An 11,354-nucleotide genomic window follows, 5' to 3' on the forward strand; every position below is an offset into this window, starting at 1 on the left:
CGCCCTCCCGACGCAACGACAAAACCGTAAAGCCCCGCGTTCAGCATAACCCGGCAGGAATCCACTTAAATCCAGCGGGGCGCTGTCCAAACAACCGGGGCCAGCTCTGGGTGACGGGAACGACGATCGCAAAAACGCGGTCACCGTCGCGACGAGACGCCGCGACCAGGGCGCAGGGCCGGGTCTTGCTGCCCTCCTCGTCGCCGCGCCGCTGATCGTCGGCCCACAGATAGCTATAGCTGAGCAGCCAGCCGACCCGCGGCTCAAGGGTCATTTCTCCTCGAGCTCAGCGTTGAGGTGCTCGAAACCAGCCTCCATCTCGCTCGCCTCGATCGCGGCAATGTCCTCCTCGGTGAAGTCCTCGGTGCGCACAGCCCGGCGATCGCGGGCGCTGAGCCGTTGGTACTCCTCGTATGAGAGCACGACGTTGCGGGGCCGGCCGTGCTTGGTGATCAGCACCGGTTGGCTCAAGGAGCGGTCGAGCGCTTCGCCGACCCGGTCCTGGAATTCGCTCGCACTGAGCGTGACAGGGGGCATGAGAAATCTCCGTTTCCGCCAAAATAGCGGAAACCGGGATAAATTTCAAGCCGCAGCCCGACCCCTCACTCTCCGTGCCGGCTCCCTCCCCCGGTTTCCGGACGTTCGAATTTCTTCCTTTTCCGGTCGCCGACCCGATGGCCCTACGCGGGCTCAATATCAGTGTGCGGGATCGACGCCCAAGCGCCAAGGGGCTCACCGGAAGGTTCCAGTCGGGCCGGTCAGAAGCACAGTCAACGCCGAGGCGTCCATGAACATCAGGCGTCGTCAATACAGGCTGTCGCGAAATGCCTTGTCGGCCGGTTGGCCCTTCGCCGGATTGCTCCTCGCGCGCAGATCCCGGCAGAACTGGAGGCCGGGCGAGCGCCACGTGCACGGCTTCAGTGAGGCCGATCTTCTTCAGCGCCGCCACTTTGCGGGCCAGCGCATCGGTTTGCGGATTCTTGATGTGGAAGGCCATGGCACGTTCCTCGAGATCGTGGATCCGTATACATCATCGCGGATATACGAAGCGAAGGGCGCTGGGTAGGCTATTGGCAGGGCTGCCAAGTTCTTGGGCCGTGCTGATACCAGGTCGACGGGGGCGCAGCCCGCCGATCGGGCGCTTTCGACAGACGGGAAATCCGGGCGCAACCCCGCAAAGACGCGCGGTCCTTCGTGGCGCGTGAGGTGGATTTTATGGTTAATCGTCTATGAACGCCTCCCTTCTCCGTCTCCCGGACGCTTCTTCCATCGAGGCCATACTGGCTGACCTCGAACCGGCCTCGGCCGACGACGACCTCGTCCCTGCCCTCGCCCGCGCCTTCCCGGGATTTGAATTCAGCATGGCGCGCATCGACGACGATTACTGGCGGGACACGCGGTCGGTGTTTCGGCCGGATGGCACGCGCCTCGGCGAGCTGCGGCCGTGGATGACGGCCGAGCTGGCCAAAGAGCACGGCGATATCGATACGCTCTGGCGTCGTCTGAAAGAGACCGACCTGCAGATCACCGAATGGCGCGGCGCCAGCGCCTTCGTCTTCGCGCCAACCGGGCCGGCTGCCGCCGACTACATCCAGATCGCGCTCGGCCGTGAAAGCGAGTGGCAGGCCGGTCCGATCGTCAATCCGGACTATCGCCCGTTCGGCGAAGACGAACTGTTCGATCCAGGCTGGATTCGCCGTGACGGGTCGGCCGAGGCCAAGCGCCTGGTCGGACCGGTCTATCGGCTGCTTAATCGCGCCGGCGGCGCTTTCGTCTACGTCCGCAGCTTTCTCGATCGTTGTACCCGCGTCGAGCGCGAGCGCCGTGAGGCCAAACGACCCGAGATGGAACGGCGGGTCATCCGCGAGATCGGGCCGAGCGGCACGCGCGAGACCCCGTTCCTCGAAGCCGTGCCGGACTGGTTCGACCACGTGCCGCGGGAGATCCGCTTCTTTCAGGATTGGGAGGAATCGAGCGCGAGCGCGCACCGCGTCTTTGCGCATTGGGCGCTCGATATCCGTGACTACACCCATAGGGGCGAACGCGAGATTGGCTTCATTCCCCGGCCATTGTGGCCGCCGAAGGACCGGCTTCTGGCGACACCGGGGGTTTCCGTTCACCTCCTGATGGACCGGATCGAGGTGATCGACCGCGAGGTCGGCCTGCCTTTCGGCTGGTTCTTCCTGATGACCCACGGACGCTGGGTCGATCCCGACGTCGGCCTGGCGATTGCGGCCGGGCTGCGGGTGCAGCGGATACGGCTGCCGGACCAGGATGCGGCGGTGCTGCTGCGCTGGGCCGACCAGCCTTACGGCTTCTAGGAGCGCGCCGGTCATGGACGACATCAGCGCTCGCTCGTTGCTCGCCGATCCCGCAACCCGACGGGCGCTGCAGCTCGATACCCTGTCAGCGATTTTGCCGATGGAGCGGCGCGATCGGCTCGCCTAGCTCCTGACCGACGGCGATGTTGAGACGCTGAAGCACCTCGCGTGCGAGGGCATGGGCGAGAACAGTCTGCGGGCATTATCGTCAGATCTCGCCTACCTCGAGGCTTGGGCACAAGCTGCCACCGGCACGGCGTTGCCGTGGCCGGCGTCGGAAAGCTTAGCGCTGAAGTTTGTCGCACACCACCTCTGGGACCCCGCCAGGCGCGAAGCCGATCCCCAGCACGGCATGCCGCCCGACGTCGTGGCCGCCCTGCGCGAAAGCGAGATGCTGCGGAGCGACGGACCGCATGCGCCTTCGACGGTAAAACGGCGTCTCGCAAGCTGGGGGACCTTGCATCGGTGGAAAGGGCAGGAGGGTCCGTTCGCCTCGCCAAGCCTGCGCTCGGCGCTGCGGCTGGCCGTGCGCGCCAGCACGCGGCCGCGCCAGCGCAAGAGCAAGCGTGCCGTGACTCGGGATGTGCTGGATCGCCTCCTCGCGACCTGCGCGTCCGACCGTCTCGCCGACACGCGTGACCTCGCCATCCTGCTGCTCGCCTTTGCCTCCGGCGGGCGTCGCCGCAGCGAAGTGGCGCGGCTGCGGGTCGAGCAGCTCAGCAAGGAGCCGGAGGTGCTGCTCGATCCATGTGATCCGAAGTCGCTGACGTTGCCATGCTTGGCGATCCAGCTCGGTCGCACCAAGACGGGCGACGCCAGCGACGAGGGGAGGGTGTTTCTGGTCGGGCCGCCGGTCGAGGCGCTGCTCGAATGGCTGCACCGGGCGGACATAATGAAGGGTCCGGTGTTCCGGGCTATCGATCAGTGGGAAGCTATCGAGGAACGGGCACTAACGCCGCAGTCGATCAACCTGATCGTTAAACGCCGCTGTGCGATGGCGGGGTTCGAAGCCAGGGAGTTTTCTGCTCACGGACTGCGTGCGGGGTATTTAACCGAAGCAGCGCGACGGGGCGTTGCCTTGCCCGAGGCGATGCAGCAATCCCAGCATCGCTCGGTGCAACAGGCAGCCAGCTACTACAATGAGGCTGAGCGCAGTCAGGGGCGCGCCGCCCGCTTGGGAGTTTAGTCAGCGTACAACTCGCAGCGTGCCGCTGCTCGCTTCTAGTCCGAAGTTTGCACTTACAATCGGCAGAAAGCCGAATCGAATTCGTCGTCGCTTGGATAGAAATTTTACTTGCCGCGCTGTTCCCAAGTCGGCCTCGCTTATGATTCGATTCCGACGTCCCAGCGTTCGTCGGTCGCAGCAGTGCGTGTCCACTAGCGAAGCCGATTGCAAAATCCGCGAGTCGGATCAGTCGGTTGCTTGCTCGCTGGTGCAAACTTCGGTCCAGTATGTGACGAAACTTATTCGGGAAACGACCCCGCGGTCGTTAAGTTGTCAGCGTACAACTTCATACTTCCTAGGCTGATTGATATGCGACGACGCCGAGTGGTTTCGCAACACTCGTAGCGGTTAGCTTCTCGTTAACTCGATAATCCTTGCGGCGTCGAAAGAATCGGGCAATGACTCGCCGTCAGCGCTTTTTGAGACCAACTGCTAAAAAATTCGCAGATGCAGAGATCAGGAATGCCGACGTCGACTCAGACCCTGGAACAGAATGTCCGCGATCTGCGGTCGCTGATCAATGCGGACGCGGCGGAGCTATCGACGCGGTTGCGTGCGCAACAGCTTCGCGACTTTCCGCCCGCGGCCCAGAAGACCATACGCCGCTTTTCGCCGGCGGAAGCCGCGCGCTTTATCGGCATCGCCGAGGGCTATCTTCGGCAACTCGTATCGGAAGGGAAGGGGCCCCCCGCGCCACCCAACAGCCGTCGGAGCTATTCGATCGAAGACATCGACGCGCTGCGCGGGGACCTCGATAGCACCGGTAAAGGTGCCCGCCGATACGTCCCACACCGGCGCGACGCTGAGGCGCTCCAGGTCATTTCGGTAATGAATTTTAAGGGCGGTAGCGGCAAAACCACCACGGCCGCACATCTCGCCCAGTATCTTGCGTTCCGCGGCTATCGGGTCCTTGCAATTGACCTCGATCCGCAAGCGAGCCTCTCGACACTCTTCGGGCATCAACCCGAACTTGATGTCGGCGAGAATGAAACGATCTACGGCGCCATTCGCTACGACGCCGACCGCCGGGAAATGCCGGAGATCGTCCGCGGCACCTACATTCCGAACCTACACATCGTTCCTGGGCAGCTCGAACTCATGGAGTTCGAGCATGAGACGCCCAAGGCGTTGATAGCACGAGAGAGCAACGATTCACTGTTTTTCGCTAGGATCGGCGAAGCTCTGGCCCAAGTTAGTGATGCCTACGATGTCGTGGTGATCGATTGCCCCCCGCAACTCGGTTTCCTCACGCTCTCCGCGCTATGCGCAGCGACTGCAGTCCTGATCACAGTGCATCCCCAGATGCTCGATGTGATGTCGATGTCTCAGTTCCTCAACATGACGGGGAGCCTTCTCGACGTCGTCGCGAACGCCGGTGGCGCCACCCAATATGATTGGATGCGCTATCTGGTCACTCGCTATGAGCCTAGCGATGGGCCCCAGACGACGATGGTCGGTCTGATGCGCTCTATCTTCGGCTCGCGCGTGCTGACCCACCCAATGGTAAAGAGCACCGCGGTTGCCGATGCCGGCCTCACCAAGCAGACCCTCTACGAGGTTGAGCGGCAACAGTTCACCCGAGGCACCTATGATCGCGCCATCGAAGCGCTCGATCTCGTGAACGGGGAGATCGAAGGCCTGATCAAACAGGTCTGGGCTAGGAGCTGACCATGGCGCGCAAGATCAACTTCGATCCACCCACCGCGGATGCCTCGGCGCAGCGAGCAGAAGTGCACGAAGCAGCCCCGCAGCGCTCGCGACCTCTTCTCGGACTTGAACGCCCGATCAAACAATCGAGCGCCCTCGGGGCAATATCGCACTCGCTGGGCGGTATCTCCGAGAAGGTCAAGCGCGCGGAAGAAATCGAGCAAAAGCTCATCGAAGGCCAGGTCATTGTCGAACTCGACCCCGGGCTGATTGACAACTCGTTCGTGCCCGACCGCATGGAGGCTACCGAGGAGCAAAACGCCGCCTTCCGCGAGCTTATCCGCGAGCACGGGCAAAACCTCCCAATTCTGGTTCGTCCGAAACCCAATGGCGCTGAGCGCTACGAGGTCGCATTCGGCCATCGCCGCCTGCGGGCGGCCCGCGAACTCGGCATAAAGGTGAGGGCGGTAGTTCGCTCCCTCACTGATGAGCAACTCGTCATTGCGCAGGGCCAAGAAAACAGCGGCCGCACCGATCTGACCTTCATCGAGCGCGCACGCTTCGCAGCGCGGCTCGAGGATCGGAAATTCTCCCGCGAGATCGTCATGGCGTCGCTCAACGTCGACAAGGCTGCGCTCTCGCGCCTCATAGCCATTGCGACCAGAGTCCCGGCTCCGGTCATCGACGCCATCGGGCCCGCGCCAGCCTTCGGCCGCGTGCGCTGGCAAGAGCTGACCGACCTCTTGGAGCGAGATCACAATCGTGCCCGCGCACTTGAGATAGTCAAAGCTCCGACATTCAGAGCGTTGGACACCGACAAGCGCTTCGAGACGCTCGCAGATGGCCTACGCGAAAAGACGTCCCGCGCCCGCGCCGAAACGTGGGCCGCCAAGGATGGAACGCACGCCGCGAAGGTCTCTCGCGCCGGAAAGAAACTTGCTCTGATATTCGACGATCGCGTCGCTCCGAGGTTTGGCGACTTCGTCCGAGAGCGGCTGCAAGCCCTTTACGACGAATTCAAAGCCGCCGACCCACCGGCATAACCGAACTTGCCTGGTCGGAATGAGCCGGCCGGATCAAGACCACCGCAACTACGTCGGAGAACCATAGGCAAAAGAAAAAGGCCCCCGTCACGTCGCCGTTCCGGAAGCCCCTTCTTTGTATTAGCATTCAAAGAATCGCACTTCCGCGAATCACTGTCAAGCGTTCTGGCGCCGTTTCGGCGAGCGGATTTTCTTTGCCCAGCTGAGGCAAAGACATGCAGTCACATCCACCAACGACGCCCTTTGGGCGGCGGTCGCTGACGCTTGCCCATGTGGCAAGCCAGATGGTCGCAACGGCACGCCCCCCCGAAAAGATCGTGCACAAATGGAAGATCTTCCACGCCATCTGCACGGCACGGCCGCGCCTTGGGGTGTCGGAGCGTTCGCTCTCCGTATTGAACGCGCTCTTGACCTTCCATCCCGAGACCGCGCTGACAGGGGAGGATGATCTGATTGTCTTCCCCTCGAACCATCAGCTGACCCGGCGGGCGCACGGCATGCCGGCATCGACGCTGCGGCGCCATCTCGCTGTGCTGGTCGACGCGGGGCTCATCGTTCGGCGCGACAGTCCAAATGGCAAGCGGTATGCGCGGAAGGACGATGCCGGCGAGATTGAACTCGCCTTCGGCTTTGATCTGTCGCCGCTGGTCGTGCGCTCTGAAGAGTTCGAGAGCCTGGCGGCGGATATCGAAGCCGAGGCCCGCGCACTCAAGCTCGTACGAGAGCGGATCACGCTGTGTCGGCGCGACATCGCGAAGATGATTGCAACGGGCATCGAGGAAGCCGTCCCAATGAAAAGGGGAGGGCAGGGGCCTGCCGATTGGCAGGTCGTGCACGCTGCCTTTCGCGCGATCGTTGATCAGATTCCGCGCACGGCTACGCGCCAGGAGCTCGAGCCGATCGCCGACGAGTTGTCCCAGCTAGCCGACGACGTGCTCAATCTTCTGGAAGAACATATCAAATCCAAGAATCCGAGCGCCAATGAGTCCCATTCTGAGCGCCACATACAGAATTCAAAACCAGACGTCCCTATTGATCTTGAACCTGTCCTTCAAGAAGGCAGGGCGGCAGGAGCTGAGCCCAAACCTCAACCCTCGCGAGTCGGGGAGGGAACGTATCCGTTAGGAATGGTCCTGAGTGCGTGCCCCGACATCGTCGATTATGCGAAGGGTGGGGTTTCGAACTGGCGCGATTTCCTGGCCACAGCGGCCGTTGTACGATCGATGCTGGGGATCAGTCCGAGCGCCTGGGAGGAGGCTCAAAAGGTTATGGGCGAGGTCCCCGCAGCCATCGTCGTCGCGTGCATCCTGCAGCGCGGGACGGCGATCAATTCCGCCGGCGGTTATCTGCGCGGTCTGACGCGAAAAGCCGAGGTCGGCGAATTTTCGCTTGGCCCGATCCTGATGGCGCAGATCAATTCTCGCCGGCGAGACAAGCAGCGGGCGTGAAGCGATGAGGCGCCTTTCCCAGACCTTGCCTTTTTCGTGCGATCGAAATACCCCCACTAAACCAGCTGCTGCGCTGTGTCGACGCAAAGCCGTTCGGAGAGATCGTCATGGCAAAGCACCCTCCAATCATCCTCACGCCGTTCTTCCAGCCTCGTGATGAAGGCGCCGCGGAGCAGCGGATGTACGTGGCGGGGTTCGCGGACGAGGCGGGTGAGGCCTGGGGGACGCTGGTTCCGTTGGATGCGGAGATGGTCGAGCACGCCGTTCTGAGACAACAGACATTCACCGTCTGGTGCAACTCCGACGGTCGCATCCAACCGCAGCCGAGCAGCGACAGTCTTTTTGAAGGGCTTCTTGAGAAAGGCCAATTGAGGGAGACGCCCCTTGATGAACTCGTCGCCGATGCCATCGAGCAGGGCAAGAATGAACCCAATGATGACATCCTCGATATGTTCGAGACTCTGCATGAGCGGCTGTTGCGGGCAGAGGGCATGGTCGCTGACGAGATCGTCGCGGCGCACGCGATGACTCTTCGCGGCGGGCGTGCGCGGTTTCATGCTCCGGGGTGAGCCTGTACTAACGCGAGGCTCCGCAGCATCACCATGGTTGCCCATGCTCTGGCGACCGAGTCGGCCGCCAGCTTGCGCGTGGACGCTAGGATCTCTTGGCGCCTCGCAGGGGGCGAGTGGACGCGGCGGACGAGATTGCATCCACATGGCGGGTACGTCGCCATGCCGCGTCGTCGATCTTGCGATGGCGACTTCGACAGGTGCGTCGAGATTGCTGACAGCGATGATGTCCATTTGCGGGCGATGACGCGCTCGTCTAGGTGGCCATACTTAAGGTAAGCCGCATTTTGCTGCCACGCCCCTTGCCGGAGATCCGAATGGTCGAACGGATTAGGGCCGCCTGTCTTCATTCCATATATTTTCGCGACGGGCGCACCCATCTGCGTCCTCGATAGAGGCTGGTCTGACCGAAGGCCGATCCCGCTTCGCGGGCTCTCGATCTTGTCCCCGCAACGTCCGTCCCCGACTTTCTTCCCCTGGCGCTGCGCGCCATTCCTCGCGGTCCAAGAAAGTCGCGGCCGGCCGCCCTCCATTTCATTTCGGCCCTGTGGGTGCAGGTCGATCGCCTCCGGTCTCACGACCGCCATCGAGGTCGCGATAGGCGCGGCACGAGAAAACCAAGGGAATGCGACAATGGCTACCATCGGCACCTTCACCTCCACGGGCAATGGCTTCTCCGGCGCGATCAAGACGCTCAACCTCAACGTCAAGGCCAAGCTGATCCGCGTCGAGAACCCGTCCGATAAGGGACCGCACTTCCGCATCTACTCGGGCAACGTCGAGTTAGGTGCGGCCTGGCAGAAGACCGCCAAGGACACCGAGCGCGACTACCTCTCCGTCAAGCTGGACGATCCGAGCTTCCCCGCTCCGATCTACGCCACCCTGACCGAGGTCGAGGGTGCGGAAGGCCTCCAACTGATCTGGTCCCGGCCGAACCGGGACTGAGGCCCAACCAGTGGGCTCCGCCGCAAGGCGGGGCCTGCTCCCTTCGACAGGAGATGCGATCATGACCATTGACACCCTTGAAGAATTGCGCGCCGAGCTGCGCGAGTGCGTATTCACGCCAGCGGAGCGCAAGGCGCTCGAAGGCGAGCTGGCCGAACTCATCCGCCGACGCGACGAAGCGCTCGCAGCCGAGGAGGGGGCATAAGCCCCCTTGTCTTGCGATTTACGACGCACCGTCGCTCGGGGCCGCTCCTCCGTTCAGGACATCCTTGATGGCTTTGGCAGGAGTAAACGTCAGCTTCCTGGAAGCTGCGATCGCAATCGTTGCGCCGGTGGACGGATTGCGGCCCTCACGAGCGGGGCTATCCTTGACCTTGAACTTGCCGAAGCCTGGAAGGCTCGTCTCGGTCCCGCTTACGGCCGCATCAGCGATAGCCTTGAACACGCTATCGACGATGGTTTTCGCCTGAGCCTTTGTTAGGTCGTTCTCGGCTGCAATCTTTTCGGCAATCTCATTGGCAGTCGTCATGAGACGAGCTCCGTCTTGTTTCGATTTGCTCGTCTGACATCAACGCCCTGGAACAGATAGAGCCCGCATCACAGCGCAGAGCCGTAATCCCCGAAAAATTGTCAGACTATGACAGGTTTCCGTCCGCTGCAGCGTAACCGCGTCTCCGCTTGGTACGCTCCAGCCGTCCGAACGCTTCGACCGCCTCTGCACTGCCATCGAAGGTCTGCATCATGGTCTGGCCATTCGCGCCGATCCGGCTCCAATTGCGGATCAGCGACATTCCCCCGAACAAGGTCGGCTGCGTGGACAACGCATAAACCGCCACATATTGTGCGCGGCATCGATGCGGCGCAGATGAAGCGGTTCTGGTTCGGATTTCGGCACGGACGGATTCTCGCTTCCTAGGGAAGTGGCGTCCAATGAGTTTTATGAATCGACGGGGCAGTTCGATTCATTTTATCGATGGGTCCATTGCGCCAGAAATTGACGCGACCCGTCCTATTGCCGGATTGAATCTCTCCTCGATGGAGACGTCCCCACCGGGGCCGCGCGTCGCAATACCTAGCTTGCAAGCGCCAGTCCTGATCACAAGAGCGGCCTGCAAGAGATCGGCTCTTAATTCAAAGCTTCCTGCGGCTCTTACTGCCTTGCCTGCTTGGGCGAGTCCTTCGGGGACTGCTCTACTCGCGCCGCCGCGGCGACGCTCCCGGAGCCCGCAAGTGGTCTCCACGCCTTCGCGTGACGATCCTCTCGCGACCCCGTCGCAGAGCGCCCAGCAACGAGCACAATCCCAGTCTCGCGTCCCAGAGTTTCCTTCGATGGTTATGGACTGACCTGACTCTTCTGGCAGGGGATTCTCCGGGTGAATTTCAGGATCGTTCCGGTGATCGGATTCGCGATCGCTGTTGGTTCAAACCAACATCCGCCATGACATGATGGACCAAGATATGACCCCCGCGCCGTTAGACCTTTTTCGGACCTTAAGATGAAGACCATTGTCATCAATAATCAAAAGGGCGGGGTCGGCAAGACGACGCTTGCAGTGCATTTGGCCTGGTTCATGGCGGAAGCGGATCTCCGCGTTCTCGTAATCGACGTTGATGCGCAGAGCAATGCGTCGGATACGTTGAGGCACTACGCTGGTTCAACGTTAGCCGCGGATCTGTTCAAGCCGGGGATACGGGTCGTGCCTCGGGAAGACGAGGCCTAACGCTCGCGCCAGCCGATAGCTCGCTGACCGATCTCGATCGCAGCAGCGCGACCGCCATAACGACTCTGCAGGAGAACCTCGCTATCGCGTCGGATCAGTTCGATGCCTGCGTCATCGATGCGCCACCATCACTTGGACTTCGCAGTGTCGGTTGTTTGGTTGCAGCGTCGCATGTGCTCGCCCCCATCTATCTAGAGGACTATTCGATTAAGGGCGTCAAAGGTCTGATGCAGACCGTGATCGGCGTGCAGAGGCGCTATGGCCGCCAGGATACGAAGTTCCTCGGGTTGTTGCCTTCTAACTTCAACACGAAGTCGCCCCGTCAAGAGCTATGGCGGAATCTGGGTGATGACGGTGTGAGGAAGGCGGCGTATCGAGGCGGGTGACGAGCCTGCCAGAACCTCTCGAGGAGAGCGATACGCCATGACCGAGACT

At 61.9% G+C, this 11,354-nt stretch carries 12 protein-coding genes and 3 pseudogenes; 10 read left to right on the forward strand and 5 right to left on the reverse strand.

Going from position 1 to position 11,354, the window contains the following annotated elements; translation table 11 throughout:
- Nucleotides 1-40: 40 nt before the first annotated feature.
- The 3 genes and pseudogenes from QJT78_RS44220 to QJT78_RS53335 form a co-directional block, all read right to left on the reverse strand.
- Nucleotides 41-274 carry a hypothetical protein gene (locus QJT78_RS44220; protein ID WP_049832001.1) on the reverse strand — a complete coding sequence of 78 codons (234 nt, stop codon included), beginning with the start codon at nucleotides 272-274 and terminating at the stop codon, nucleotides 41-43.
- Nucleotides 271-537 carry a type II toxin-antitoxin system prevent-host-death family antitoxin gene (locus QJT78_RS44225; RefSeq protein WP_028153811.1) on the reverse strand — a complete coding sequence of 89 codons (267 nt, stop codon included), beginning with the start codon at nucleotides 535-537 and terminating at the stop codon, nucleotides 271-273. The genes QJT78_RS44220 and QJT78_RS44225 overlap by 4 nt, the downstream gene beginning before the upstream one ends.
- Nucleotides 538-941: 404 nt before the next feature.
- Nucleotides 942-997: pseudogene (locus QJT78_RS53335) on the reverse strand (transcription factor); the annotation flags it as partial.
- Between the two features lie 232 nt (nucleotides 998-1,229).
- Between QJT78_RS53335 and QJT78_RS44235 the strand changes: the two are divergent.
- From QJT78_RS44235 to QJT78_RS44270, 8 genes and pseudogenes are all read left to right on the forward strand, one after another.
- Entirely contained in the window at nucleotides 1,230-2,321 is a 1,092-nt protein-coding gene (locus QJT78_RS44235) for a hypothetical protein (RefSeq protein ID WP_028153809.1), read from the forward strand.
- Between the two features lie 13 nt (nucleotides 2,322-2,334).
- Nucleotides 2,335-3,507 (forward strand): annotated as a pseudogene (locus QJT78_RS44240) (tyrosine-type recombinase/integrase).
- A gap of 501 nt (nucleotides 3,508-4,008) precedes the next feature.
- Nucleotides 4,009-5,214, forward strand: a complete 1,206-nt coding sequence (gene repA / locus QJT78_RS44245) for a plasmid partitioning protein RepA (RefSeq protein ID WP_038945473.1) — start codon at nucleotides 4,009-4,011, stop codon at nucleotides 5,212-5,214.
- Between the two features lie 2 nt (nucleotides 5,215-5,216).
- Entirely contained in the window at nucleotides 5,217-6,236 is a 1,020-nt protein-coding gene (repB, locus tag QJT78_RS44250; protein ID WP_028153807.1) for a plasmid partitioning protein RepB, read from the forward strand.
- 215 nt (nucleotides 6,237-6,451) lie between these two features.
- Nucleotides 6,452-7,684 carry a plasmid replication protein RepC gene (repC, locus tag QJT78_RS44255; protein ID WP_028153806.1) on the forward strand — a complete coding sequence of 411 codons (1,233 nt, stop codon included), beginning with the start codon at nucleotides 6,452-6,454 and terminating at the stop codon, nucleotides 7,682-7,684.
- A 107-nt stretch (nucleotides 7,685-7,791) separates the two neighbouring features.
- Entirely contained in the window at nucleotides 7,792-8,253 is a 462-nt protein-coding gene (locus tag QJT78_RS44260; protein ID WP_049810422.1) for a hypothetical protein, read from the forward strand.
- A gap of 633 nt (nucleotides 8,254-8,886) precedes the next feature.
- Complete coding sequence (locus QJT78_RS44265) at nucleotides 8,887-9,198, forward strand: DUF736 domain-containing protein (RefSeq protein ID WP_018273795.1); 312 nt, start codon at nucleotides 8,887-8,889, stop codon at nucleotides 9,196-9,198.
- Nucleotides 9,199-9,259: 61 nt separating this feature from the next.
- On the forward strand, nucleotides 9,260-9,403 hold the full coding sequence (locus QJT78_RS44270; protein WP_171901345.1) for a hypothetical protein: 144 nt from the start codon (nucleotides 9,260-9,262) through the stop codon (nucleotides 9,401-9,403).
- Between the two features lie 18 nt (nucleotides 9,404-9,421).
- Here the strand turns inward: QJT78_RS44270 and QJT78_RS44275 are convergent, their stop codons facing one another.
- Nucleotides 9,422-9,727 (reverse strand): HU family DNA-binding protein, encoded by a 306-nt coding sequence (locus QJT78_RS44275; RefSeq protein WP_028153804.1) that lies wholly within the window; start codon nucleotides 9,725-9,727, stop codon nucleotides 9,422-9,424.
- Between the two features lie 106 nt (nucleotides 9,728-9,833).
- Nucleotides 9,834-10,036, reverse strand: a pseudogene (locus QJT78_RS44280) (WGR domain-containing protein).
- Between the two features lie 658 nt (nucleotides 10,037-10,694).
- Between QJT78_RS44280 and QJT78_RS44285 the strand changes: the two are divergent.
- Both QJT78_RS44285 and QJT78_RS44290 read left to right on the forward strand, forming a co-directional pair.
- Nucleotides 10,695-10,919 carry a ParA family protein gene (locus tag QJT78_RS44285; protein WP_028153803.1) on the forward strand — a complete coding sequence of 75 codons (225 nt, stop codon included), beginning with the start codon at nucleotides 10,695-10,697 and terminating at the stop codon, nucleotides 10,917-10,919.
- Nucleotides 10,920-10,975: 56 nt separating this feature from the next.
- Nucleotides 10,976-11,305 (forward strand): ParA family protein, encoded by a 330-nt coding sequence (locus tag QJT78_RS44290; RefSeq protein WP_253575127.1) that lies wholly within the window; start codon nucleotides 10,976-10,978, stop codon nucleotides 11,303-11,305.
- The last annotated feature ends 49 nt before the right edge of the window (nucleotides 11,306-11,354 follow it).

This window comes from Bradyrhizobium sp. Mp27 (genome assembly GCF_029953005.1).
In the GTDB taxonomy this organism is placed as follows: domain Bacteria; phylum Pseudomonadota; class Alphaproteobacteria; order Rhizobiales; family Xanthobacteraceae; genus Bradyrhizobium; species Bradyrhizobium barranii.

Bases quoted from the DNA above. Each gene is read 5' to 3' on its own strand.
- QJT78_RS44220 (WP_049832001.1), bottom strand. From the start codon at position 274: ATGACCCTTGAGCCGCGGGTCGGCTGGCTGCTCAGCTATAGCTATCTG.
- QJT78_RS44285 (WP_028153803.1), top strand. From the start codon at position 10,695: ATGAAGACCATTGTCATCAATAATCAAAAGGGCGGGGTCGGCAAGACG.
- QJT78_RS44260 (WP_049810422.1), top strand. From the start codon at position 7,792: ATGGCAAAGCACCCTCCAATCATCCTCACGCCGTTCTTCCAGCCTCGT.
- repC (WP_028153806.1), top strand. From the start codon at position 6,452: ATGCAGTCACATCCACCAACGACGCCCTTTGGGCGGCGGTCGCTGACG.
- QJT78_RS44270 (WP_171901345.1), top strand. From the start codon at position 9,260: ATGACCATTGACACCCTTGAAGAATTGCGCGCCGAGCTGCGCGAGTGC.
- QJT78_RS44265 (WP_018273795.1), top strand. From the start codon at position 8,887: ATGGCTACCATCGGCACCTTCACCTCCACGGGCAATGGCTTCTCCGGC.
- repB (WP_028153807.1), top strand. From the start codon at position 5,217: ATGGCGCGCAAGATCAACTTCGATCCACCCACCGCGGATGCCTCGGCG.
- QJT78_RS44225 (WP_028153811.1), bottom strand. From the start codon at position 537: ATGCCCCCTGTCACGCTCAGTGCGAGCGAATTCCAGGACCGGGTCGGC.
- QJT78_RS44275 (WP_028153804.1), bottom strand. From the start codon at position 9,727: ATGACGACTGCCAATGAGATTGCCGAAAAGATTGCAGCCGAGAACGAC.
- QJT78_RS44235 (WP_028153809.1), top strand. From the start codon at position 1,230: ATGAACGCCTCCCTTCTCCGTCTCCCGGACGCTTCTTCCATCGAGGCC.
- repA (WP_038945473.1), top strand. From the start codon at position 4,009: ATGCCGACGTCGACTCAGACCCTGGAACAGAATGTCCGCGATCTGCGG.